This window comes from Arthrobacter livingstonensis, from assembly GCF_003219815.1.
In the GTDB taxonomy this organism is placed as follows: domain Bacteria; phylum Actinomycetota; class Actinomycetes; order Actinomycetales; family Micrococcaceae; genus Specibacter; species Specibacter livingstonensis.
Genome location: NZ_QJVD01000030.1, coordinates 21,807 through 45,506, shown reverse-complemented (window position 1 = coordinate 45,506; position 23,700 = coordinate 21,807). Strand labels below are relative to the sequence as shown.

The 23,700-nt window shown below is 66.2% G+C and carries 26 protein-coding genes and 1 tRNA gene; 8 read left to right on the top strand and 19 right to left on the bottom strand.

The features are described 5' to 3' along the window. Positions 1-160 precede the first annotated feature (160 nt). From CVV68_RS19650 to CVV68_RS19610, 9 genes are all read right to left on the bottom strand, one after another. Positions 161-1,015 carry a spermidine synthase gene (locus tag CVV68_RS19650; RefSeq protein WP_110502695.1) on the bottom strand — a complete coding sequence of 285 codons (855 nt, stop codon included), beginning with the start codon at positions 1,013-1,015 and terminating at the stop codon, positions 161-163. After that, the gene (locus CVV68_RS19645; protein ID WP_110502694.1) at positions 1,015-1,515 is read right to left on the bottom strand and encodes a GNAT family N-acetyltransferase; all 501 of its coding nucleotides are present in this window, start codon (positions 1,513-1,515) and stop codon (positions 1,015-1,017) included. Before CVV68_RS19645 ends, CVV68_RS19650 begins: the two co-directional genes overlap by 1 nt. 79 nt (positions 1,516-1,594) lie before the next feature. Next, positions 1,595-2,263, bottom strand: a complete 669-nt coding sequence (locus tag CVV68_RS19640) for an O-methyltransferase (protein WP_110502693.1) — start codon at positions 2,261-2,263, stop codon at positions 1,595-1,597. A gap of 58 nt (positions 2,264-2,321) precedes the next feature. After that, positions 2,322-2,654 carry a thiamine-binding protein gene (locus tag CVV68_RS19635; RefSeq protein ID WP_110502692.1) on the bottom strand — a complete coding sequence of 111 codons (333 nt, stop codon included), beginning with the start codon at positions 2,652-2,654 and terminating at the stop codon, positions 2,322-2,324. 129 nt (positions 2,655-2,783) lie between these two features. After that, positions 2,784-3,095 carry an AzlD domain-containing protein gene (locus CVV68_RS19630; protein WP_110502691.1) on the bottom strand — a complete coding sequence of 104 codons (312 nt, stop codon included), beginning with the start codon at positions 3,093-3,095 and terminating at the stop codon, positions 2,784-2,786. Next, complete coding sequence (locus CVV68_RS19625) at positions 3,092-3,967, bottom strand: AzlC family ABC transporter permease (RefSeq protein ID WP_110502690.1); 876 nt, start codon at positions 3,965-3,967, stop codon at positions 3,092-3,094. Before CVV68_RS19625 ends, CVV68_RS19630 begins: the two co-directional genes overlap by 4 nt. After that, complete coding sequence (locus CVV68_RS19620; RefSeq protein WP_110502689.1) at positions 3,964-4,362, bottom strand: DoxX-related protein; 399 nt, start codon at positions 4,360-4,362, stop codon at positions 3,964-3,966. Before CVV68_RS19620 ends, CVV68_RS19625 begins: the two co-directional genes overlap by 4 nt. Then, a complete protein-coding gene (locus CVV68_RS19615; protein WP_281268310.1) occupies positions 4,359-6,308 on the bottom strand; it encodes a glycoside hydrolase family 15 protein in 1,950 nt (649 codons plus the stop codon). The genes CVV68_RS19620 and CVV68_RS19615 overlap by 4 nt, the downstream gene beginning before the upstream one ends. Before the next feature lie 84 nt (positions 6,309-6,392). Continuing rightward, entirely contained in the window at positions 6,393-7,238 is an 846-nt protein-coding gene (locus CVV68_RS19610) for a glycerophosphodiester phosphodiesterase (RefSeq protein WP_110502687.1), read from the bottom strand. Between the two features lie 22 nt (positions 7,239-7,260). On the opposite strand from CVV68_RS19610, the gene CVV68_RS19605 reads away from it, so the two are divergent. After that, a complete protein-coding gene (locus tag CVV68_RS19605; protein WP_245933667.1) occupies positions 7,261-8,547 on the top strand; it encodes a DUF445 domain-containing protein in 1,287 nt (428 codons plus the stop codon). A 208-nt stretch (positions 8,548-8,755) separates the two neighbouring features. Here the strand turns inward: CVV68_RS19605 and CVV68_RS19600 are convergent, their stop codons facing one another. From CVV68_RS19600 to CVV68_RS19585, 4 genes are all read right to left on the bottom strand, one after another. After that, positions 8,756-9,610: a hypothetical protein gene (locus tag CVV68_RS19600; protein WP_110502685.1), complete on the bottom strand. Its 855-nt coding sequence runs from the start codon at positions 9,608-9,610 to the stop codon at positions 8,756-8,758. Between the two features lie 186 nt (positions 9,611-9,796). Then, positions 9,797-10,249 carry a DUF2871 domain-containing protein gene (locus CVV68_RS19595; RefSeq protein ID WP_110502684.1) on the bottom strand — a complete coding sequence of 151 codons (453 nt, stop codon included), beginning with the start codon at positions 10,247-10,249 and terminating at the stop codon, positions 9,797-9,799. A gap of 166 nt (positions 10,250-10,415) precedes the next feature. Next, positions 10,416-10,649: a hypothetical protein gene (locus tag CVV68_RS19590; protein WP_110502683.1), complete on the bottom strand. Its 234-nt coding sequence runs from the start codon at positions 10,647-10,649 to the stop codon at positions 10,416-10,418. A 102-nt stretch (positions 10,650-10,751) separates the two neighbouring features. Further along, positions 10,752-11,300 (bottom strand): alpha/beta hydrolase, encoded by a 549-nt coding sequence (locus CVV68_RS19585; RefSeq protein ID WP_306415711.1) that lies wholly within the window; start codon positions 11,298-11,300, stop codon positions 10,752-10,754. Between the two features lie 236 nt (positions 11,301-11,536). Between CVV68_RS19585 and CVV68_RS19580 the strand changes: the two genes are divergently transcribed. The 4 genes from CVV68_RS19580 (at position 11,537) to CVV68_RS19565 (ending at position 17,337) form a co-directional block, all read left to right on the top strand. Beyond that, positions 11,537-12,325: a DeoR/GlpR family DNA-binding transcription regulator gene (locus CVV68_RS19580; protein WP_110502682.1), complete on the top strand. Its 789-nt coding sequence runs from the start codon at positions 11,537-11,539 to the stop codon at positions 12,323-12,325. After that, the gene (locus CVV68_RS19575) at positions 12,322-13,290 is read left to right on the top strand and encodes a 1-phosphofructokinase family hexose kinase (protein WP_110502681.1); all 969 of its coding nucleotides are present in this window, start codon (positions 12,322-12,324) and stop codon (positions 13,288-13,290) included. Before CVV68_RS19580 ends, CVV68_RS19575 begins: the two co-directional genes overlap by 4 nt. Further along, on the top strand, positions 13,287-15,449 hold the full coding sequence (locus CVV68_RS19570; RefSeq protein WP_110502680.1) for a PTS fructose transporter subunit IIABC: 2,163 nt from the start codon (positions 13,287-13,289) through the stop codon (positions 15,447-15,449). The genes CVV68_RS19575 and CVV68_RS19570 overlap by 4 nt, the downstream gene beginning before the upstream one ends. A gap of 283 nt (positions 15,450-15,732) precedes the next feature. Next, positions 15,733-17,337, top strand: coding sequence for an MFS transporter (locus CVV68_RS19565; RefSeq protein ID WP_110502679.1), 1,605 nt, complete (start codon positions 15,733-15,735; stop codon positions 17,335-17,337). Here the strand turns inward: CVV68_RS19565 and CVV68_RS19560 are convergent. Next, complete coding sequence (locus tag CVV68_RS19560) at positions 17,271-18,002, bottom strand: hypothetical protein (RefSeq protein WP_110502678.1); 732 nt, start codon at positions 18,000-18,002, stop codon at positions 17,271-17,273. The two genes, CVV68_RS19565 and CVV68_RS19560, sit on opposite strands and share 67 nt — an antisense overlap. A 367-nt stretch (positions 18,003-18,369) precedes the next feature. Next, on the bottom strand, positions 18,370-18,726 hold the full coding sequence (locus CVV68_RS19555) for a hypothetical protein (protein ID WP_146238971.1): 357 nt from the start codon (positions 18,724-18,726) through the stop codon (positions 18,370-18,372). A gap of 435 nt (positions 18,727-19,161) precedes the next feature. On the opposite strand from CVV68_RS19555, the gene CVV68_RS19550 reads away from it, so the two are divergent. After that, positions 19,162-19,845, top strand: coding sequence for a GAF and ANTAR domain-containing protein (locus CVV68_RS19550; protein WP_110502676.1), 684 nt, complete (start codon positions 19,162-19,164; stop codon positions 19,843-19,845). Positions 19,846-19,876: 31 nt separating this feature from the next. After that, positions 19,877-20,596: a GAF and ANTAR domain-containing protein gene (locus CVV68_RS19545; RefSeq protein WP_110502675.1), complete on the top strand. Its 720-nt coding sequence runs from the start codon at positions 19,877-19,879 to the stop codon at positions 20,594-20,596. A 61-nt stretch (positions 20,597-20,657) separates the two neighbouring features. Here CVV68_RS19545 and CVV68_RS19540 read toward each other — a convergent pair whose 3' ends face one another. The 4 genes from CVV68_RS19540 to CVV68_RS19525 all read right to left on the bottom strand — a co-directional run bounded on the left by CVV68_RS19540 (position 20,658) and on the right by CVV68_RS19525 (position 22,887). Then, entirely contained in the window at positions 20,658-21,419 is a 762-nt protein-coding gene (locus CVV68_RS19540) for an SDR family NAD(P)-dependent oxidoreductase (RefSeq protein WP_110502674.1), read from the bottom strand. Further along, positions 21,420-21,755: a GNAT family N-acetyltransferase gene (locus tag CVV68_RS19535; protein ID WP_110502673.1), complete on the bottom strand. Its 336-nt coding sequence runs from the start codon at positions 21,753-21,755 to the stop codon at positions 21,420-21,422. Between the two features lie 42 nt (positions 21,756-21,797). Then, positions 21,798-22,631, bottom strand: a complete 834-nt coding sequence (locus CVV68_RS19530; RefSeq protein ID WP_110502672.1) for a hydroxymethylpyrimidine/phosphomethylpyrimidine kinase — start codon at positions 22,629-22,631, stop codon at positions 21,798-21,800. Between the two features lie 180 nt (positions 22,632-22,811). Continuing rightward, positions 22,812-22,887, bottom strand: a tRNA-Lys gene (locus CVV68_RS19525). Positions 22,888-23,049: 162 nt separating this feature from the next. On the opposite strand from CVV68_RS19525, the gene CVV68_RS19520 reads away from it, so the two are divergent. Continuing rightward, positions 23,050-23,697 (top strand): hypothetical protein, encoded by a 648-nt coding sequence (locus CVV68_RS19520; protein WP_110502671.1) that lies wholly within the window; start codon positions 23,050-23,052, stop codon positions 23,695-23,697. Positions 23,698-23,700: the final 3 nt, after the last annotated feature.

Below are 23,700 nucleotides of genomic sequence, written 5' to 3'. Positions count from 1 at the left end.
TCACCAACTATGTCGCCAGGTCACTGCTGGAATCCGGCGGGTTCAGACCAAAATTACACTCTGGATTCTGAAGAGCCACTAAAGAGCCGCCGGGCTCTCCCACTGTACGGATACGGTGGGCCGGCGGTGAATCAGATCGCCATATCCGTACTTTCGGCGGCTAAACAGCGTCGGTGAGGATCGTCGCGCTTTGGCCGAACTGGCGGACCTTGGCGTCGTCCCACAGCTGGGCCGGCATGGAGCCTCCGAGCAGCGCCCGCGGCAGGCCGGCGCCGTCGCCCAGGGCCGCATCGCTTCCGGCGATGATGATGTTGCCGGAACGCCGGCCCTTGAGCATGGGCGGGTCCGCGATGATCACGGTATGTTCAAAGACGGCCGCAATGGTGGCCGCTTCGCGGCGAGCCGTGGCCAAGGCGGGCGAATCCCCACAGTTGACCACATACACGCCACCGGGTACAAGAACTTTACGGGCGGCGGCCGTGAACTCGGCCGTGGTCAGCGCGTGCGGAGTTTTGGCACCGGCAAACACGTCCCGGATGACGAGCTCACGGCTGGCCGCCGACAGTGATTCGGTGACTTCCCGGGCCTCGCCCACGCGGATCTTCAGCAGGGGCGCCCGGGGCAGGTCAAACCAGCCGCGCACATGGTTGGCCAACTTGCCGTCGATCTCCACCACGACATTGCGGGAATTGGGGTAGGCGGCCACCAGGTAGCGCGGCATGGAACAGGCCGCGCCGCCCAGGCTCAGAGTGCGCAGCTTCGCATCAGGAGCCCAGCGGTCCTGGACCAGGGCCATGATCCAGCGCATGTACTCAAATTCGAGGCGGAGCGGATCGGCCAGGTCCACGTGCGAACTTTGCACTCCGTTGAGCATGAGCAGCCAGCCGTTGGGGTTGTCGCCATCGGGGATCAATTCCGCCGTGCCGGTGTCCGTGGGGTACAGCCCGGCCACGGGACCTGACACGTCGGCATCGGGTTCAACCACGACGTTTTTGGGCGGGCGCTGCCGGCCCATCAGCCCGCCGCCGCAGGGCGGATCATGCGAACTTCGGGGAGACTGTGCCATTCCGGCGGCAACAGCTTGCGGGTGCCGTCCAGGACAAAGCCGTTCTTCGCGTAAAACGCCTGAGCGCGCGGGTTGTCCTCGAGCACCCACAGGAACGCCGCCTGTTTGCCAATCACGGCGTCCAGCAGCAGCTGCCCGGCACCGCTGCCATAGGCGCGTTCGAGGGTATAGATCCAATTCAATTCCAATTCGGCGGGCGCATCGGAATCCCGCGCCGGCCCTGCCCCGGCAACACCCAGCAGCCCCCCGCCGTCGTACGCCAGTGTTGGAACATGGCCCGCAGCAATCCCCTTGCGGAGGTTATCCACGCGGCCCGGCAGCGTTTCCCGCCGCATGGCAAAGAACTCCGGCGGGAGGTGGCGGCCGTACGCTTCCTCGTGGCAGCGCAGGTGCAGGCGCATCACGGCCTCGGCATCTTCGGGGGCGGCGGGGCGCAGCGAAATGGTCACAGTCCCAGCGTAACGGAGGTGGATAGCGGCAACCCACGGCACAACGGCACGAAGATGCCAGTCCAGCGTAGTGCAGCCCCTACTTCACCACGGCGATCGCGAAGCCGTCCCAGCCCTTGGAACCGGCGGTCTGGATGGCCGTGGCGTCCAGCGACGGGCTGGCCCCCATGAAGTCGAGTGCGGCACGGATGGCAGCTGCGTCCGGATCGCCGCCCGGGTCCAGGATGGTGCCCTCCCAGATGACGTTGTCCATGACGATCACGCTGCCGGGGCGGGTCAGCTTCAACGCCCACTGCAGGTAGTTCGTGTCGTTGCCCTTGTCCGCGTCGATGAACACAAAGTCGTATGGCTCACTGTGCTCCAGGGTGGGCAGTGTATCCAGTGCCGGACCCACGCGGATGTCCACCTTCGCCCCGAAACCGGCGGCGTCGATGTTTTTGCGGGCGAGGGCGGCGTGTTCCGGGAGGAATTCGCAGGTGGTGACGTGTCCGCCGTCGGGCACGCCGCGGGCCAGCCAAATGGTGCTGAACCCGGCCAGCGTGCCGATCTCCAGCACGCGCCGGGCGCCCTGGATGCGGACCAGCAGCATGAGCAGCTTGCCGGCCGTCGGGGCCACCTCAATGCGCGGCATGCCCGCAGCGTCGATGCTGGAAATCACCGCGTCCATGCCGTCGCCGCCGCGGACGAGCGTCGCGGACAAATATTCCTCGACCTCGGCCCAACCGGGACTGCGCTGATGCTCAACCATGGTCCCAGCGTAAGCCAGGTGGGGGCATTCGGACAGGGGATGCCAAGTCCGACGCCGGCTACTCCGCCAGCGTGTCCAGCGCGCCTTCGAGCCGGGCGACCTTGCCGGTGAGCTCGCCGGTGTGGCCCGGGCGGATGTCCGCCTTCAGCACCAGGGACACGCGGCTGCCGTAGCGCCCCACGGCCTCGGTGGCGCGCTTCACCACGTCCATGACCTCGTCCCACTCGCCCTCAATCTCGGTGAACATGGAGCTGGTGCGGTTGGGAAGCCCGGAATCGCGAACCACCTTGACCGCCGCAGCCACGGCCGTGTGGACTGATGCGTCGTCGCCCGTGCCGGCAGGTTCAGCCGTGGGGCTGCCGCTGGGTGCCACTGAAAATGCCACAATCATGAAAACTCTCCTTTGAACGTTTGGTTCCCTCCATTATTGCCCCGGCCCGGCGGCTTGCCACTGCATTGTGCGCACGGCGCGGGGCCGGCATAACGCATAAGTGGCGCCGGCCTTCGGCAGCCACGCTTGTCAGGGCCAACCAAGTAGGCGCAGACCTGCTGCGGCGGCGGCGCCCACAATCACCACCACCAGAAATGGTGCCTTCAGCCAAAGGGCCACAGCTGCCGCCACCAGTGCACCCACGCGTGCATCCAGCACGACGGCCGTGCCGCTGGCTGCCGCGTTCACCACCGTCAGCGAGGCCAGCAGCCCGATCGTCAGCGTTCCCGCCACACGGGACATCCGGGGATTCGCCAGCACCTTGGCCGGGACAAGGTACCCCAACAGCTTCGTGGCGTAGGCCAGGACAACGGACACCGCCAGCCAGAACCACAGGCTCACGCGGCCCCACCTTCACTGAAGCCGAGGGGCCCGTGGCCGGGAGTTCCGCCGGATCCCGCCGTGCCAAAAATTCCGTCTCTTCCGCCGGTACCGGTCCGTCCCGGCACGGGGCGTGCCGCAGGCTGCCCGTGGGAATGGTCACCGCGCCCGTATGGCTCAATGTCCGGCTCCATGCCGTCGTCATCGTGGCCGGGGGAATGGTCGGGGGTGTGGCCGCGCCGGAACCAGCCGATCAACCCGGCCGCCAGGGCGGCGACCAGGATGGGGACGCCCGGCGGGACGAGTGGCACGGCGAGGAGCGTCACCACGGCGCACACGACGGCGATGGCGGCGGGCTGGAAAGCCCGGATCCGCGGCCACAGCAGGCCCAGGAACGCTGCGACGGCGGCGCCGTCCAGGCCCCACTGCTTGGGGTCCCCGAGGGCATCGCCGAGAAAGGCACCGGCAGCCGTAAAGATATTCCACAACACGTATATGCCGATTCCGGCAACCCAAAAGCCACGTTGCTGCTCGGCCGGATCCCTCTGACCGGTGGCCGTGGCCGTGGATTCATCAATCGTGATCTGGGCGGAGACAAAGCGGCGCCATCCCGTGGGCTTCATGAGCGCATTCAGCTGCATGCCGTACACGCCATTGCGGATTCCCAGCAGCGCGGACGCGCTCATGGCCGCCACGCCCGTGCCTCCGCCGGCGATGACACCGATGAACGCGAACTGCGAGCCGCCGCTGAACAGCAGCAGGCTCAGCGCCATGGTCTGCCAAAAGCTCAGCCCGGACGCCACGGAAAGCGCGCCGAAGGACACCCCATAGAGGCCCGTGGCGATCGCAATCGACGCGCCGATCCTGGCCGCCGGGGACTCCCTGAGCCTCATGCCCGGCGGATGCTCCAGGCCCACAGGACCAAAGGAATTTGCAGTGGCAGCCGAACGGCATGGATGCGGCGGGCCTCCGGTGTCCCTGCGGGGCCAAAGGCGTGCCGGAGTGCCGAGACATGCCCGGCCGTGAAGCCGGTGAACATCAATGCCGTGGCGGTGGCCGTGGCCTTGCGCGTCTTCGGCGCCAGCAACCCTGCCACGGCGAGCGCTTCGGGAACTGCGGACGCCAGCACCCATTGGTTCCTGGTCATGACGCCCAGGTTCCCGTCCTTCTCCGTGCACAGCACAGGCGGCACCACCGGGTAGTAAAACTTCGGATTGCGCACATGGTTTACGGCGCTGGCGCCGAGCAGGGCGGCCAGGGCAACGGCACTGACGGTTCTTAAGTTCATGAACCCATGGTTCCATGTTGTTGGACGGAATCCTCCCCCGCGTCCAATATCCTGTCCGTTCCGGCGCTGTCTGGCTTATCCGGGCTGTCCTCGTCCGGGCTGTCAACACCGGCATGGCCCCTTCCGCCGCCGTCGGCCGCCATGCTCAACTGTTCGGTTCCGTGCAGGGCATCCGCTGCCCGCACCAGCGCCAGATGGGAGAACGCCTGCGGGAAATTGCCCGCCATCCGCCCGTCCTTCATGGAGTATTCCTCGCTGAGCAGGCCGAGCTCATTGGCAAGCCCCGTCAGCTTGTCCATCAGGGCCACGGCGTCGTCGTGCCGGCCGGTGTGCGCATACTGCTCCACCAGCCAAAACGAGCAAGCCAGGAACGGATGCTCGCCTGGCGCCAGGCCGTCGAGCCCGGCAGCTGTTTCGTAGCGCAGGATCAGCCCGTATTCATCCACCAGTTCCTTCTCCAGGGCCGCCACGGTGCCGAGCATCTCCGGCGAATCGTAGGCCACGAACCCCACCTGGGGGATGACCAGAAGCGAGGCATCGGTGGCGGTTCCGCCGTAGATTTGCGTGAAGGTGCCCAGATCACGGTTAAACCCGTTTTCCATGATTTCGGTACGCAGCTGATCACGCAGCGCCTCCCATCGTTCTGCATGGCCCTTCAGCCCGTGGTCACGGACGGCGCGGACGCCGCAGTCAAACGCCGCCCACATCATGACGCGTGAATGGGTGAAGTTCTGCAGCTCCCCGCGCATCTCCCAAATGCCGTGGTCCTTGTCGGCCAGGTGCCGTTCGACAAACGCCAGCATGGCCTGCTGCAGCGGCCAGGAGAAGTGGTCCTCCTTGCCGCCTGCCTGGCGCAGCTTTTCCAGCGCCACCAGCACCTCACCCACGACGTCGGCCTGGTACTGGCCCACGGCCCCGTTGCCAATGCGCACGGGCACCGCACCCTCGTAGCCGGGCAGGTGGTCCAGCACGCCCTCGGACAACTCGCGCTCCCCGCCCAGACCATACATGATCTGCAGGTCCTCGGGGTCGCCGGCGACAGCCCGCAGCAGCCAGTCACGCCATTTCAGGGCCTCATTTTCGTAGCCGTGGGTGAGCATGGCCTCCAACGTCAACGCCGCATCCCGCAGCCAGCAATAGCGGTAGTCCCAGTTTCGGGTGTTTCCAAAATCCTCCGGCAGAGACGTGGTCGGAGCGGCCACAATCCCTCCCGTGTCCTCATGTGTCAGTGCCCGCAGCACCAGGAGCGAGCGCTCCACCATGGGCGCATACCGGCCGTCGTGGCTGCACTTGGCAGCCCATCCGTTCCAGTAGTCCAGCGTTTCGGCCAAGGCTGCGTCCAGGTCAATGTCCTGCGGGATGGGGCGGTGCGACGGGTACCAGGTGAGCTCCTGCTGCACCACCTCTCCTGCCGCCACCGTAAAGTTGCCCGCGTGCTTGTGGTCGACGGCGTGGGGCAGCCGATTGCCGCGCAGCGCCAGGGCGTCAGGGCCGGCCACGGCAACGATGACGTAGGTGCCGTCGTCGGCCCTCACCCGCCGCACCCAGGGGAGCACCTTGCCATACCCTGGACGCATGGTGATTTCCTGCTTGAATTCCATGGACCCGGAGATGCCCTCGATCCGCCGGACCACCGAGGCCCTCCTGTCACCGATGGGCATGAACTCCGTCACGAGGGCCACCCCGGCGGCGCTTTCCCAGCGGGTCGCCAGCACAAAGGTCTGCTCCACGTAGTTCCGGGCCGCCACCCGTGCGTCGGTGGGGGCAATGAGCCACCGCCCGTGGTGCTCGTTGCCTAAAAGCGCCGTAAATACCGACGGGGAGTCAAAGCGCGGAAAGCAAAGCCAGTCGATGCTGCCATCGCGGCCCACCAGGGCACCGGTGTGGAGGTCGGAAAGCAACGCATAATCTTCAATCCTTGAGGCCATGTGTCCATGCAACCACATGGCCCCAGCGAATGCAGGTCCGCGGTGATTCCAGGCCGCGCACCCCGGCCTCCCGACCGGCCACCGTTCCGTGCCGCGCGATGGTCAGGAGGCGCCCGGGAGCTCCGCCATCAGGGCCCGCAGCTGTGCCGGCCAGTTGGTGGTGAGCTCGGCGACGCCGGCATCTCGGCAAAGCTGCAGCTCCTGTGCCGTGTCCACCGTCCACACGCGAAGGGTGCGACCGGCAGCCAGCCACCGGGAGGCGTTCCCCGGGTTCGCCCGCAGGTAGTCGACGCCGGGTCCGGCGAGGTGGGCCACGCCGTCGTCCAGCAGGGCCTCAGACCCAGACTGGCGCATGAACATGGCTCCAGCGGCGCCGCCGACGTCCGGCTCCCCGGGATTCACCTCCTCCAACAGCTGGCACAGCCGCCCCGCGGGGACCCTTTCGGCCAGGTAGTTCACGGCGTCCGGGTGGAAGCTCATAAAGGACACGTCAACGTTGCCGGCCATCGAGTCCGCGGCATGCCAGCCGCGGCGGCCAAGGCATTCCAGCGTGGCGTCCACCAGCCGGGCCTCAAAGCCGGCACCAAACTTGAACTCGATGGCCAGCCCGACGGGCCGGCCGGCAGCGGCCAGGATGTCCAGCAGCCCGTCCAGGGTGAGCAGCTGCTCGGACGGGGTGCCATAGGCGGCCGGGATTGCCGCGCCCTTCCAACCGCAAAAGTCCAGCCCGCGGAGCTCGGCCAGCGACTTGTCCGCCACGGCGCCGGAACCGTCCGACGTCCTGTCCACGGCATCGTCGTGCAAAAGCACCAAGTGACCGTCCGCGGTGAGGTGGAGATCGCACTCCACGCCGTCGGCGCCGTCGGCCAGGGCCTGCAGGTACGCGGCGCGGGTATGTTCGGCGAAGCTGCCGCTGGAGCCGCGGTGGGCGTAGATCTGCATGTCCATGGCATCACGCTACGCTTGCTCCATGGCCCAAACACAACAGCCGGGCACGCTTCCGGCCCCGGTTCCCAACCCCGATGCGCAAAAGGCCGCGGCGCTGCGCCGAATGAAAAACATCGCACTGGGGCTGTTGATCGCCATGGCCGTCATCTTTTCCCTGGCTTTCGCCTTCCAGCGTGAACACCCGTGGCTCCTCTACGTGCGCGCGGCCGCCGAGGGTGGCATGGTGGGCGCCCTGGCCGACTGGTTTGCCGTGACCGCCCTGTTCAAATACCCCATGGGACTGAAGATCCCGCACACCGCCATCATCCCCAACCGCAAGGATGAGATCGGCGCGTCGCTGGGCGAGTTTGTGGAAACGAACTTTCTCTCCGAGACCGTAGTGGCGGAAAAGCTGGCCAAGACACAGATCGCCCAAAAGGTGGGCGCCTGGCTGTCGAAACCGGCCAGCGCCCAGCGCGTGGCCACGGAGGGCGCGGCCGCCATGCGCGGCGCCATGGCCGTGCTGAAGGACGACGACGTCCGAGACGTCATCGAGTCAATGGTACGCAAGCACCTGGTCGACCCGCCCTGGGGACCGCCCATCGGCAAGGTGGCCGAGCGCATCTTCGCCGACGGCCACCACCACGCCCTCGTGGACCTGCTCGTGGACCGCTCCACCCAATGGATTGAGGCGAACCACGCCACCATCAGCGGGCTGGTCTCGGACCGCTCGCCCAGCTGGGTGCCCCAGTTTGTGGACGGGCTGGTCGGCGACAAGATTTACACGGAGGTCTACAAGTTTGCCCGTGCCGTCCAGGAAGACCCGCGCCACGAGCTTCGGCTGCAGTTGGACAACTATCTGGCGGAGCTGGCCCAGGAACTCCAGCACGATCCGGCCATGATCGCCCGGGCCGAATCCATCAAGGCGCAGGTGCTGGGCGATCCGGAAGTGCGCGATGTGGCCGGGCGCGCCTGGGAGACCATCAAGACGGCGCTGTTTGACGCCGTCGAGGATCCCCAGTCCGAGCTGCGGCTCAAGTTCACGGCGGCCGTCCAGGACTTTGGCACCCGTCTGGCCACCGACGCCGAGCTGGCAGGCAAGGCGAACGCCTGGATCAGCGACGCCGCGTCCTACCTGGTGCGCACCTACAAGCATGAGATCGCCTCCATCATCACGGAAACCGTGGAACGGTGGGACGCCGTGGAAACCAGCGAGAAGATCGAGCTTCAGGTCGGCAAGGACCTGCAGTTCATCCGCATCAACGGCACCGTGGTGGGCTCACTGGCAGGACTGGCCATCTTCACGATCGCCACGCTGGTCTTCCACTGAGCGGCGGGGCGGCCTTCGGCGATGCTTGGGGCTGGTGCCCGCACCGCGCCACACACGACTCCGTCGGTGCGTCCGTGGCGACGCCCAAGAGAAACCGCAGAGGCTCCAAGTACACGGCGCTCTGGCGCCGCGTACTTGGAGAAGCGGTTGAACGCACGCCGCCAGCCCCAACATCGCTGCAGGCCGATCCGCTACGGTTCGCTCAGAGTCAGCGCTTACGGCGTGAAGCCTTCAGGGCCTTTGGCTCCTTGGGCGCGTCAAGTTCGCTGCGGAGGTCTTCCGGGATCTCCAGCGGCGCCGGGCCGAAGGCCCGCTTGGTTGAGGCGATGACGGCACGGCCCATCATGTAATTGCCCACCCCGCCGACGGCCGCGCCGACGCCAAACGGCAGCGCCTTGCCCACCACGGACGCGCCGCCCCTGACGGCCACCTTCCGCAGGAACTTCTTTTGCATGGACACCGCAATCCCCTTGACAGCCGAGATCGGCATCGACTTGCTGACGGTTTTGCCCCACGCCTGCATGGGGGTCCTGCCGTTGCCCAGGGCGTGTCCGGTCAGGCCGGCCAGCATGGCCGTACCTTCGTCGCCCAGGATGATCGCCATGACGGTGAGCTGCGCCCGCTCGGGATCGGCCAGCCTCACGCCGTGCAGCTCGGCCACGGATTGGGCGTACAGGGCTGTCGCTTCAAGGAAAACCACGGTTGCGGCCGCCGAGATGGACAGCGCCGCAACGGTGCCCACGCCGGGGATGATGGCCGTGGCGCCAATGGCCGCTCCCCCGGTTCCGACGCCGTTAAGAAAGTCGCGTTCCAGGCGCCGGCTGAGCTCAAACGCCGTGGCCTCGGGGTGTTTTTTGCGCAGCCGCCGCAGGTTCGCCAACACCAGCGGCCGCTGCACTTCCACGGCCCGCAACAGCATGTTGTGCACTGCGGGCTTGGGCTTGCCGCGCTCGTCAAAGGCGGCCGCCGCGGCCAGCCCGACGGCGGGATTCGGCTTTCTGGCGGACTTGCCAAAGCCGCGCCCGGGCACTGTCCCGGTCTTTTCCACATCCTTGCGTGCCATGCACTCCCCTGACTGTTGACGTGTTCCAAGCCTAGCCGCCGATTCTGAAGGGAGCCCTGCTGGTCACGGCATTCAACGGTCAGATCGTGGCCTTTTTGCGAGCCCATTCCGCCACCATCTGAGCGTTGAATGGGTGGAGCCCAAGTAAAACCGAGTTATCTGACCGTTGATGCGCCCGCGCAGTGCTCAGCCGGCGAGCGCGGCGGGGGTGCCGGCGTCGTGCTTCACGGCCTGGGTGCCGAAGAGGCGGGTGCGCAGGGCCAGGAACAGCAGCACCATGCCGGCGGAGAGCAGGATGTGGCCCAGGCCGGCAATGCCTGGGATGGCGGCGGAGACGTCGGTGGCGCCGTTGACCTGCAGCATGCCGTGGACCACCATGATGGCCGCGGTCATCACCAGGCCGGCGTTGTACGTCCAGAAGAACCAGTTGAACAGGGGCGATTCGGAGAGCGTGAACAGCTTCTCCAGGATCAGGACAATGAGCAGCACGATGAAGCCCAGGGTGAGCAGGTGGGTGTGGACCACGGAGAGCTGGGTGAAGCCGGTGAAGTCCTTGCCCTTGGTGAACTCGCGGTAAAACAGGCCGGAGAGCACGCCGATGACCATGTAGGCGAATGCTGAGTAAAAGAGCTTCTTCATGAGGTGTCCTTTGCTGGTGGGCCCCTGTGCGGGCCTTTGATTCCAGCTTAGGAACACGCACGACGCCGGCCATCAACCTTTTGGTTGAATCAGCGGCGCCAATTGGGTGCTTTCGAGACGGGCGCTAGCGGTGACGTTCAGCGCGGCGACGTTCAGCCGTTCGCGTTCAGCGGCGCCGGCGGGCGTTCCGCGGGTGGTTCCTGGCCGTCCGTTCGTTGCCGCGGCGGTAGTTGCCGGTCACGCGCGCCATGAGTTCCTGGGGGTCTGCCGCTTCCACATCGGCAAGGAATTTCTGGGCTGCCGCTCCGCGCAGTGTGGCGGCCGGCAAGCCGTTGTGCCTAATGGCGACCTCGCCGCTGCGGGCCACTGTGAACTCGAAGCCGGCTGCCTTGCCCGCCATCGTTCCCCCTATCCCCGCGGCACGAAGGAGTCGGGGACGTTGGCCGTCAGGAACGATGAAACGTCGGAGAGCTCGGCGGCGCTTAAGTTGTGGCCCATGCCGTCATAGCGGGCCTGCTGCAACTCCGTGTTGTTGGCGAGCCAGTCCGCCGTGAAGGCGGTGGCGTCGGGGTTGATGACCAGGTCCGCCGTGCCCCGCGCCCAGTAAAACTGGCATCTTCGGCTCCAGCGGTTCCATTGCGGCCAGCAGGCCGTTGTCCAGGGCAAACCCGGAGAGCCCCACGCCGGCCGTGAACGCCAGCGGGCGCAGCCGCATCAGCGTTGTGCCCATGGCCATTCCCTGCGAAAAGCCCAGAATGGAGACGGAGCTGAAGCGGTGGCGCTGCGCCACCGTGTCCAGCCAGGCGAGCAGCGTGGAGGCCGCGCCCACCACCTCGGCGAAATCGTTGTCCAGGAAGTAATCCAGCAGGAACCAGCCCCAGTCCCCTCCAACATCCAGCGGGCCCCGTGGCGCTGCACAGGTGAATCCGTCCGGCATGGCACTAAACAGCTCAGCCATGCGCTTTTCGCTGGAGCCGTAGCCGTGCAGCATCAACAGCAGCGGCGTGCCGGCACGTTCTGCGTGGGGCCGGGACCAGGCGACGGTTTCCATGCTGCCAGCCTACGCACCGGCCGTCACGCAACTGCCATTTTGTAACCGCGCATCCGCGAGGGCGCGAAAATGCCTCGTTCTGGACGGTTCGGAACGCAAATCCGCTCAACCCGAGTTGCCCCAATCTGTGTTTATGTTGTTTCTTGTTGACAAACAAAGATAAGCACAGATAGAGTGATCTGAAACAACACCATGTGATGCCCATCACGTGAATGGGAACTAGAAGAAGGAGCGCCATGTTTGCAGAAGAACGGCACCAGCGCATCGCCGAGCTGGTCGGCGCGCAGGGCCGCGTCGGCGTCAACGAACTGGCGGACCTCTTTTCCATCACGCAGGAAACCGTCCGCCGGGACCTGGCCAGCCTCGAGGACGGCCGCGTCCTGCGGCGCGTCCATGGCGGGGCCGTCTCCCTCGACAGGCTCAGCCGCTCCGAACCGAGCCTGAGTGAGCGCCAGACCCAGCACTTGGAGGAGAAGCAGCGGATCGCGGCAGCCGCCCTGGCCCTGATCCCCCACACGCAGACCGTGTCCATCCTGCTGGATTCGGGCAGCACCACGGCAGCCCTGGCCGACCGCCTCGCGGACTGGACGCCGTCCAACAACGGCGACGAACTCCTGGCCATCACCAACTCACTGCCGATCGCGGCCGCACTGGGCGGCAGCAGCCACCTGCTTCTGGACATCCTGGGCGGGCGGGTCCGCGGCCTGACCAGCGCCGTGGTGGGCGCCCGCGCCACCGAACAGCTCGGCGCCCTCCGCCCCGACATCGCCTTCCTTGGCACGAACGGCGTCCATGCCGACTTTGGCCTGAGCACGCCGGACCCCGTCGAGGCCGCCACGAAGACCGCCATGGTCCGGGCAGCCCGCCAAATTGTCATCCTGGCCGACGCGTCCAAACTGGGCGCCGAAACCCTTGTCCGCTTTGCCACCCTGGAAGAGGTCGACACCTTGATCACCACCGCCGCACCCGCACCCGATCTCGCCGTGGCACTGGCCGCTGCCGGCGTCGAGGTGGTGCTCGCATGATCCTTACCCTGACCCCCAACCCGAGCCTGGACCGCACCATCGAACTTCCCGGCCCGCTGGAACGTGGCGAAGTGCAGCGTGCCGTCCGCGCCTCGGCGCACCCCGGCGGCAAGGGCGTGAACATTGTCCGCGCACTTACGGCCTCCGGCACCGACGCCCTGGCGCTGCTGCCCGGGGACCCGGGCGACGACGTCGTGCGGGCCCTGGCACGGGAGAACATCCCGCACCTGTCGCTGCCGATTGGCGCGGCGCTGCGCAGCAACGTGGCCGTCACGGAGCCCGACGGCACCACCACCAAGGTCAACGAGCCCGGCCCCACACTCAGCACAGCGCAGCTCACCTCGCTGCTGGAGCTGGCCGTGGAGAAGTCCGACGGCGCGTCCTGGCTGGTGCTGGCCGGTTCACTTCCGCCGGGGGCCCCGGACGACTTTTATGCCCGCGTGATTGCCGCCGTCCGTGCAAGGCATGGCGACGGCGCACCCCGCATCGCGGTCGATTCCTCCGGCGCGCCGCTGGCCGCGAGCGTGGCTGCGACACCCGACCTCCTCAAGCCCAACGCCGAGGAACTGGCGGAGCTGACCGGAATTTCCGACGGGCGATCACTTGAGGAAGATCCCTCCCTGGCGGCTGGCGTAGCACAAAAACTGGTGGACGGCGGCGTCGGCGCAGTCCTGGCCACGCTCGGTTCCAAGGGCGCCGTGCTGGTCACCGCTGACGGCAGCTGGCTGGCCGCCGGGCCCGCCATCGAAGCAAAAAGTACCGTCGGCGCGGGCGACTCCGCCCTCGCCGGCTATCTGCTTGGCACACTCCGCGGGGACTCCCCCGCAGCGTGCCTGCAGCAGGCAGTGGCCCATGGGGCGGCCGCCGCTTCCCTCCCCGGAACCCTGGTTCCCACATTGCACCAAACCCACCCCGACGCCGTCGCCGTGACGGCCCTGGACGCACGTCTTGGAGAACACTCATGACCACACTGATCAACACCGACCTGGTGGTGCTGGACGCCAACCTTGGCGCCGATGCCTCCGCCGTAATCCGCAGCCTCGCCGGCATGGTTGCCGGCACCGGCCGGGCCACCGGCGTCGACGCGCTATCTGCCGACGCCCTGGCCCGCGAGCAGAAAACCGCCACGGGCATCCCCGGCGGCATCGCCATCCCGCACTGCCGCTCCGCAGCCGTGCTGGAGCCCACGCTGGCCATGGCCCGGCTGGCACCGGCCGTGGACTTCGGCGCCAAGGACGGCCCCGCCGACATCATCTTCTTCATCGCAGCCCCCGCCGGCGCCGACAACGAACACCTCAAGCTCCTGTCCAAGCTGGCCCGCTCGCTCATTAAAAAGGATTTCACCGCGGCCCTGCGCGCGGCGAAGACCCCGGCAGACGTCGTCGCCCTCGTGGACGGCGCCCTGGCAGACACGCCAAAGCCGAGCACGGCTGCGGACGCCGACGGCGGCGCCACCGGCGTCCGCGAAGCCGCCGGGGGGAGCCAGGGTGTGGTCGGGCACCGCGGTGGGGCCACGGCTGCGAGGGGCCCCGAGCGAGCTCGCGAGCTTGGGGAGCAGCTGGGGACGGGCGGGGTTTCCCCCGCGGGCGAAGCGGGCGCCCGTGATGCCGCACCGCTGCGCCTCGTTGCCGTGACGGCTTGCCCCACCGGTATTGCGCACACTTACATGGCCGCCGACTCGCTGGTGCTCGCAGCCCAGGAAGCCGGCGTGGATCTGCAGGTGGAAACGCAGGGCTCCGGCGCAGTGACCCCGCTGGACCCGGCCGTCATCGCCGCCGCCGACGCCGTGATCTTTGCGGTGGACGTGGACGTGCGCGGCAAGGAACGCTTTGCCGGCAAGCCCGTGGTGAACTCCCCGGTGAAGCGCGGCATTGACGAACCAGCCAAGATGATCCAGGAGGCACTTGTGGCCGCCGGCGACCCCCACGCGCACCGCGTGCCGCACTTTGGCGCCGAGGAAACTGCCGAGCACCAGGCTGAGGCATCCGGGGAACACCTGGGCACCAAGATCAAGAAGGTGCTGCTGACCGGCGTCAGCTACATGATTCCGTTCGTGGCCGGCGGCGGGCTGCTGATCGCGCTCGGCTTCCTGCTGGGCGGCTACGGCATCGCACTGGGCACCCATGCCGACGACATCCTCACCCATAACACCTTGCTGAATCTCCCCGACGGCGGCAACCTCGCCCTGTATCTGGGTGCCGTGGCGTTCAAGATCGGCAGCCTCTCGATGAGCTTCCTTGTCCCGGCGCTGGCGGGCTACATTGCCTTCGGCATCGCCGACCGTCCGGGCATCGCGCCGGGCTTCACCGCCGGCGCTGTGGCGGTCTTCATGGGCTCCGGCTTCCTGGGCGGCCTGGTGGGTGGCCTCCTGGCCGGCCTTGCCGCCTACTGGATTGGCAGCTGGAAGGTGCCCCGCTGGCTGCGCGGCCTCATGCCGGTGGTCATCATCCCGCTCCTCGGATCCATCATCGCCTCGGGCGCCATGCTCCTGTTCCTCGGCGGTCCCATCGCAGCCTTTTCCAACGGCCTGAACCACTGGTTGACGGGCATGTCCGGGGCGTCCGCCGTCGTGCTGGGCGTTGTCCTGGGCCTGATGATGTGCTTCGACCTGGGCGGCCCGGTCAACAAGGTGGCCTACGCCTTCGCCGTCGCCGGCCTCGGAACGGGCTCCGCCCTGAACCACGCGCCGTGGGAAATCATGGCGACCGTCATGGCCGCGGGCATGGTCCCGCCGCTCGCCATGGCCCTGGCCACCGTGCTCGACAGGAAGCGCTTTTCCCTGGCCGAGCGTGAAAACGGCAAGGCCGCCTGGCTGCTCGGGGCATCGTTCATCTCCGAAGGCGCCATCCCGTTCGCAGCCGCGGACCCGCTGCGCGTCATCCCGTCCATGATGCTGGGCGGTGCGTTCACGGGAGCCATCTGCATGGCCGCCGGCGTCACCTCGCAGGCACCCCACGGCGGAATCTTCGTCTTCTTCGCCATCGGCAACATCGGCATGTTCATTACTGCGATCCTGGTTGGCATGGTGGTCTCCGCGTTCACCGTGGTTGCCCTCAAGCGCTGGGCGGTGCGCAAGCCGGTTGAGACTGTCGCCGCGGCTCAGCTTGTGAGCCAGAACAGCTGACGAAGCCCAAAGGAAGTCTCCTGAAAGGCCATGCCGGAAGGGGCGTTACCCCGGCCGCGAAGACCCATTCGGGCTTGCGCGGCCGGGGTACGACGGTGGGGTCCAACCACCGTCGCCGGACCCGCCATTTCAGGGGCGCGGCAGCCCATTTTGTGCATTGATTTGTGCATGGAAAGACACCATCCAAGGGTCCAAAATTGGCCCATCTGATAGAGTTTAGGGTCTGCCCGTAACAGGGAAGCTAAAAGTCAAACGCAAATGACCTCCACAGGGAGCTAAACAAATGCCCATGGACCGAAGCACGACCCACTCGGACGAAGGTGTCAAGGACACCGCAAGACGATCGCCCGCCAAGACCAAAATACCGCGTCTGCCCACCCTAAAGCGGCGCCGGCTCGACGTCAACCACGTCAACATCGTTGACAAGCCCATGCTCCACAAGGCCCTGGGCGGCACCGTGGTCGGAAACACCATGGAATGGTATGACGTCGGCGTGTTCGGCTACCTCATTGCCACCATGGGGCCGGTGTTCCTGCCCGAGGCGGACAAGTCGGTACAGACACTGTTCCTGCTCGGCACCTTTGCCGCCACGTTCCTGGCCCGCCCGCTGGGCGGCGTCGTTTTCGGCTGGCTGGGTGACAAAGTTGGCCGGCAGAAGGTGCTGGCCACCACACTGATCATCATGGCGGCGTCCACGTTCGCGGTTGGCCTGCTGCCCGGGTATGCACAGATTGGCATCTGGGCCGCTGTGCTCTTGGTCCTGCTGAAGCTGGTTCAGGGATTCTCCACCGGCGGCGAGTACGCCGGTGCCACCACGTTCGTCAGCGAGTACGCACCTGACAGCCGCCGCGGCTTCTTTGCCAGCATCCTTGACCTGGGCAGCTACATGGGCTTCGCCATCGGTGCCGCCCTGGTGTCCGTGCTGCAGCTGACACTCGGCCAGGACGCCATGGAACAGTGGGGTTGGCGGCTTCCGTTCCTGGTCGCGGGTCCGCTGGGTGCCATCGCCGTGTACTTCCGGATGAAGATCGAGGAATCCCCCCAGTTCCAGGCCACCCTGGATGCGAACGAAGAGAATGCCAAATCCGCCGCTGCCGGCGACGCTGACACCTCCCAGGGTCCGGTCCGGCTGGTCAAGGTCTACTGGCGGCAGATCGTGTTGGCCATGATCCTGGTCGCTGCGGCCAACACGGTGGGTTACGCCCTCACGTCCTACATGCCGACCTACCTCACTGACTCCATGGGCTACGACCCCGTTCATGGCACGCTGCTGACCATTCCTGTCCTGGTCATCATGGCCCTGTGCATCCCGCTGACCGGACGCCTCTCCGACAAGGTGGGCCGCCGGCCCATCCTCTGGGTGGGCGCGCTGAGCACCGTGGTCCTGGCCCTGCCGGCCTTTTTGCTCATTGGCATGGGTCCGGTCTGGTCCACCCTGCTGGGCCTGGCTTTGATTGCTTTCCCGGTGACGTTCTACGTGGCCAACCTGGCGTCCTCGCTGCCGGCCCTGTTCCCCACCTCCAGCCGCTACGGCGGGATGGGAATTTCCTACAACTTTGCCGTGGCAATCTTTGGCGGCACCGCACCGTTCATCATCCAAGGGCTGATCACGCTCACGGACAACGACTTGATGCCCGCCTACTATCTGATTTTCACCTCCGCCATCGGCGCGGTGGCCATTTACTTCCTGCGGGAATCGGCCCAGAAGCCGCTGCCCGGTTCCATGCCAAGCGTGGCAACCGTCGAGGAGGCGGAAGCCCTGGTGGCTGGGCAGGACGACAACCCGCTGCTGGACATGGACCACCTGCCGTTTGACGACTCCTACGAGCCGCCGACCCCCGGCGCGGGCATTCCGGTGACCGTGGGCCGTCCAGAATCCGAGGCGTGACCGGTTCCCCCGTGGTTCCCTCGCCGGGTGCCGGAAGCTGCCTCAATCTCGATGAACACCGGGTTGATGATGTGGCTTCCGGCACCCGGCTTTGCATGCACGGCCCGCAGATGGAGCGGCTTGAGGACCCTGGCGATTTTCACCGGCCGGTAGGCATGGCCATAAGGATCGACCAGGATGCGGCCCGCGGCCACGACGGACCGCGCAGGCCAGGGTTGCGGCCCGTGCCGCAGGGTCAGGCATTCAAAGAGCGTCCGCAGCAGAGCCTGGTCGTCCTGGGGATAAAACCTTCGCAGCGGGTACCGGTGTGGATCTCGGTGCTGGGAAGTGAGCCATGCCCGGCGCAGCCACGAAAAATCCGTGGCCGCCGCGGCAGGAACCAGCCTGAGCCCGGGGGCCGGGCCGGCGCCTGAACCCTGGACTGCGTCTGCGTCTGCGTCTGCGTCTGCGTCTGCGTCTGCGTCTGCGGCCAGCCTGTATCCCCCGCCCTGCCGGTCCAGAATCCAGGCCGCCTCGGAGGGATATTCAAAATCCGCAACCACCGCCGCAGCCGACCCGTGGAAGAGGAAATCCCCGCCATCGTCCACCGAGATGAACCCGTGCCCGCTGCCGCACGGCGGTGCCGCTGCCGCAGCGGGCGCGAACTCTTGCTGTTTGCGGACCATGGTGCTCCCTTTCCGGGAGGACCCTGCGCCGCGTGCCGTGGCCGCCGCCCTCCTCATTCCATGGAAACACCTCCGGAAACGCCCGGCAGCGATTTTGACGTGATCCTGACGCTGGGCCTGGCAATCCTGACACCCCATTGACACCGGGGGTGGCCGGCCGCTGACAGTACAGCTGTGGCGCCCTCGCGAGGATGGGAACGACCTTTTCCGTACTCTGGGGCGGTTCCGGGCGAGATTCCGGCCCCTAGGCCGCCCTGCGTGCACTCTCGAGGTCCGCCCCTGGCAGTAACGTAGTCACGGGAGCTGCCACTTTAACCACCCCCGGGGCTGCAGGGCCGACTCGCGTCAAACCGATAGGCACTACGCTTCAGGGCTCCAGGGCTTCGGCGCGCGACGCCGTGAATGCCGCTTCAATGCCCTCAATGGTTGCCGCCAAATCCTCGAGTGTCTGCCGGATCCACACAACTGCGGAATCGTTGATCAGCTTTGAGGATTCTTCCGAGGGGCTTGCGGATTGAACCGCCAAATAGCATTCGAGCTTGCGGTCAAGTTTGGCGATAATCCCAATAGTGTCGGCCATCAACTGTTTCTGCCGGACCAGGCGAATCCGCGCAAGGTGGCCTTCATTGGGTGATGTGGGCCGCAATTTGGCCGATGCCGGATCGGGTTCCAGGGTTGGGCCACATAAAAGCCGGCCCTCCAGTGGCCATTCCTGGCCAACCAAAAGAGGCACCCTGTCGAAGAGTCTTTCAGAGCTCGGGGGATGTCGCATCGCAAACCACCGGCCATTGCAGAAAGAAACGGGCCGCAGGCAGCGGGGAGATTTTGAGGTGATCGTTGGCCGGCATTACATCAGTCCCTTTCAAGAATTCGCGACAATAGGACGACGCCGGGGACTGGGGCAGATACTTCATCCTAGTTGACTTTCAGCTACATAGACCCATCTGCGAGCGCAATGAGGGCGCTCCCGCGGAACGTGCCTAAACTGTAGGTATACCAGCTGGTTCCGTTGTACGCTTGGCAGCGCTCCAACTAAGCCGAAGGAGGCGCGGCCCCGTGCCCCGTATTATTTGTCCAGCTGTTGCTGCGCTGGCCGTTTCCCCTGTAATCATCATGGGTTGCCCTGGGCCGCCGGAGCCGCTGGGGACGATGGCACCCCATGGCTGAGAAATTCTCCCCTGGTATTCAGGGTTTCGGTACGGACTTGTGCTCAACCTTTCTGCAGAATTTGCCAATTTCCGGCGTTTCCATCTCGGCATTTCCAGGCCATGCCCCGGAGACTTCGATTTGCGCCAGCGATGCGACATCAGCACGGATCGACGAGCTTCAGTTCGATTTGGGGGAGGGACCACGCTGGGAGGCCCTGCGGACACGCGGGCCGGTGGCAATCCCCAACGTGAAGTCGGCCGGGCACACCGCATGGCCGGTATTTGCCAAGGCCCTGTTGGACCTCGACGTTTCGGCGCTCTTCGTATTCCCCCTCGTGCTCGGCGCCATGGACATTGGAATCGTTGAGCTGTACAGCACCTCCCCTGGGCCGCTAAGCTCCCCTGACCACTCCATGGCCCTTCAGCTGACCGATTCCGTCGCCTGGAAGCTGTTGCAGCACATCCTGACTGTCGCCCCCGGGGACAACCTGGGCCCGTCGCGGGACGGCTCCCTGCTCTCGCGAAGGGAAGTCCACCAGGCGACTGGGATGGTCCTTGCCCAGACTGGAACGTCGGCCACTGATGCGCTTCTACTACTGAGGGCCCACGCGTTCTCCGAGGGCCTCACTGTGCGTGAGGTTGCGCGTGATGTGGTCAGTAAGACCTTGGACTTCACACCACCAAAGGCAGGGTAATGACATCGCTTCCGTGGAGTAGAATTCGACCATGGCGATCTTAAGCCGCGCCCGGCGCGTAAGTGCCGCCTTCGTCAAGATAGCGGATACCTTGGTGGCCGACTACGATGTCGTCGACCTGCTTCACACCCTGGTCGAGGAATCAGTGGCGCTCCTTGATGCGGCTGCTGCCGGACTCCTGCTGGTCGATCCGGCGGGCGATCTTCAGGTCATGGCCTCAACGAGTGAGAAAAGCGAATTGGTGGAAGTTCTCCAATTGGAAGCCGGGGTGGGCCCGTGCGTTGACTGTTTCCGGACCGGTGCTGTTGTCACCATCGATGACATCGCGAGCAACGGGTCCAAGTGGCCACAATTTCAGTCGGCCGCGCTGTCCCAGGGGTTCATGTCAGTCCATGCAGTTCCGATGAGATTGCGTGGCCAAACGATCGGCGCCCTGAACCTGTTTGGCCAGGAAGTCGGACCGCTGAGTGCCGAGGACGCTGCGATCGCCCAGGCGTTCGCCGATGTGGCCACCATCAGCCTGCTGCAGGAGCGGGCGCTGCGTGAAAGTACAATCGTCAATGACCAGCTCCAACGGGCCCTCAACAGCAGAATCGTGATCGAACAGGCCAAAGGGGTGATCGCGCACACGGCGAATGTCACCATTGACCAGGCATTTGCGCTTTTGAGGTCTTACGCCCGCGCCAACAATCAACCCCTGTACGAGACCTCAAAACGCGTGACGGAACGCCTCATCACCATCACATCGTAAACACTCCGGAATGGTCCCCAACAACAAGCGACGGCCCGTCGCCTGAGGCCGGCCCAAGCCGTCACCGCCCGCGGTTGCCTGCGGCTGCTGCAAGGTTGTCCGGAACCAGCCGGCTGAGGGCAATGAGCACGGCGTAGCGCCGCGACGGGATTGACACCGACTTGCCGGCCGCAGAGTCAGCAAGTCCCTCACGCACCACCTGGTCTGGGTTCAGCCACATCCACTTCGGGATGCGGCCCATGTTGGCACCCATGCGCTGGTGGAACTCGGTATGCACAAATCCCGGGCAGACCGCCGTCACGTTGACGCCCCGGCCGCGGTAGCGCAGGTTGGCGAAGCGGCTAAAGCTGATGCCCCACGCCTTCGCCGCACCGTAGGATCCCCGCGGGATGAACCCGGCGACGCTGGCCACATTGATGATCCGTCCCTGGCCGCGTTCCAGCATGGGTTCCAAGGCTGCGTGCATCAGCTGCATGGGCGTGCGCACCAGGAGCCGCAGGTGGTCCGTCTCCTCTTCGGCGGTGTTGTGCTCAAACGCCTTCACCAGCCCAAAGCCGGCGTTGTTCACCAGAACCCGAACGGGCCGCGCGCGATCAGCCAGCCGGGCAGCCACGGAGGCAACGCCGTCGTCCGTCAACAAGTCCGCCGGCATGATCTCAACCTCCACCCCAAAGTCCGTCCGGAGCCGGACGGCCTTCGCCTCCAGCCGGGAGACGTTCCGGGCCACCAGGACCAGGTTGTGCTGCGAGCGCGCCAGCTGCTGGGCAAATTCCGCACCCAGCCCAGACGTGGCGCCCGTGATGAGCGCGGTGGGGCGCCCCACTTACAGCTCGGCCGGAAAGTCGGTGTACTGGGTGTACAGCTCCGGGTTCCGCTCCACGAACCTGGCCACGTACGGGCAGTGCGGGATGATGCGCTTGCCGGATGCCACCACGTCATCGAGCGCATACCGCACGAGCACCTTCGCCAGGCCGCGGCCTTCAAAGCCGGCCTGCGTTTCGGTGTGGATGAGGTCAATGTGCCCGGGCAGCTCACGGAAAATGATGACGGCGCCCAGATCCTCACCGACGTGCAGCTCATACCGGCCCCGCCCATCGTTGCGGACCATGGTCACACCTGCTTCGAATGCGTCCCCGCGCCCGGCATCTTTATCGCTCATAAAATGAGCTTGGCACAATGCCGGGACGCTGGCAACAGATCCCTAGCCCGCGGCGCCGCCCTGCCACAGTGCGGTGAACGGCGCCGCTGAAACCACGCGGTTCCGGATGCCTTCGGTGACGAACGCCTTGGCCGTCCGGGCCGCCTCCAGCGGCGTGGCACCCTTGGCCAGCTCCGCGGTCACGGCTGCGGCCAGGGAGCAACCGGCGCCGGACACGGCCACGTCGCCCACCTTTGGGGAGGAGAGGACTTCCAGCGTTTCACCGTCAAAGAAGACGTCGACGGCGTCCGGGCCGGCCAGGCGCACTCCGCCCTTGGCGAGCACGGCGGCCCCGCTGATTTCGTGGATCTTTCGGGCGGCGGCCTTGAGGTCCTCAACGTTGCTTATTTTCAGGCCGGAGAGCGACTCGGCCTCAAAGTGGTTCGGTGTGACGAACGTGGCCAGCGGCAGGATTTGGGCCTTCAGTGCCTGGTCGGTGTCCAGCGCGTGGCCCGGTTCCTGGCCCTTGCAGATCAGCACCGGGTCCAGCACCACGTTCTTGAAGTTGGCCGCCTTGAGCGCCGTTTCCACGGTGCCGATGGTGGCGGGGCTGCCCAGCATCCCGATCTTCACAGTTTCCAGCACGGTGGGTGCGCCTGACGCGGGGCCGTAGGCCGCCGTCGTCGCTTCCAGCTGGTCGGCAATGACCTGCCGGTCCACCGGCACGAAGCGGTGGTTCCAGTTGTCCTTCGGGTCGAAGGACACAATGCAGGTGAGATTGACGATGCCAAAGACGCCCAGTTCCTGGAACGTTTTCAGGTCGGCCTGGGCGCCGGCACCGCCGGTCGCTTCGGAGCCGGCGATGGTCAGGGCAAGTGCTGGTGCTGTGGATGTCATGAATCCATCTTGCCATCTTGGTGCGGCAGCCCGGCAGCCTGCGCAAGCCGGGGCGGCAGCGCCGAGGGCGGGGCATTCCTGCGGACCGTTTCGCGACGGCGGGGCCGCACCTGTCCGGCCCCGGGCAAATAAGAACCGCAGGCCGGGACCATGGATATGTGGCACCTGCCTGCGGTTTGTTGGTGGGCCCTGCGGGGCTCGAACCCGCGACCCACGGATTAAAAGTCCGATGCTCTACCAACTGAGCTAAAGGCCCGACCTAGCGACAGCCTTTCAAAAGAAAAGTTGTCGGAATTTAGACTACCGCACGGCACGCGTCGGATTGCAATTGCACCCCGGGCTCCGGCAGTCAGGCTGGTGCCACAACACCCCGGCCTGCTCCCTCGACCCCGCCGCGCAGCTGGCGTAGTGTCGACTCATGAAGGAAGAACCAGGCAACCGAACACCCCGACCGCACAAGCCGTTGCCGTTTGCACCGGCAGACTTCGAGCCGTTCACTGGCGGGACGGACCCCGCCCGCGTTTCCGAGGCCGCGCACCTTGCTGCCCGGGCCCTGGTCAGGGGCGGCCGGGAGAGCAACGACCCCGCCATCACCAAACGCCTGGTCAAGCTCGCGGACCGGCAGGGCCTGGAAGCCATCGCCGAGATGTGGGCAGCCAGCCCCGCCCGCTCCCTGCCCGGCGCGCTGTGGCGGCTGTACGCACTGCGCGCCGCCACCCTTCAGGACCCGGAAGGCATCAGCATTTTCTTCCGCGCGGGCCAGCACCGTGCGCAGGTGGCGAACGCCGTCGCCGGCGTGGCCGAGCCGCCGGGTGCCGAGGAAATCACCACCATGGCGGACGCCATCCTTTCCGGCGCGTTCGACGGCGACTTCGACGTTGCGCTGGAACGTTCCGCCGCCTTTTGCCGTGTGGTGGCGCTGGGCCAGGCCTCCGTGGCGAACGACCGCGAGGCCGCACATCCTGACCATGCCCGCACCCTGACCAAGAAGGCCCACCAGCTGGTGCGCACGGCCGAGGACCTGGAGGGCGCAGCCGCGTCCTGGCGCAAGGGTGACCTGGACTAAGGA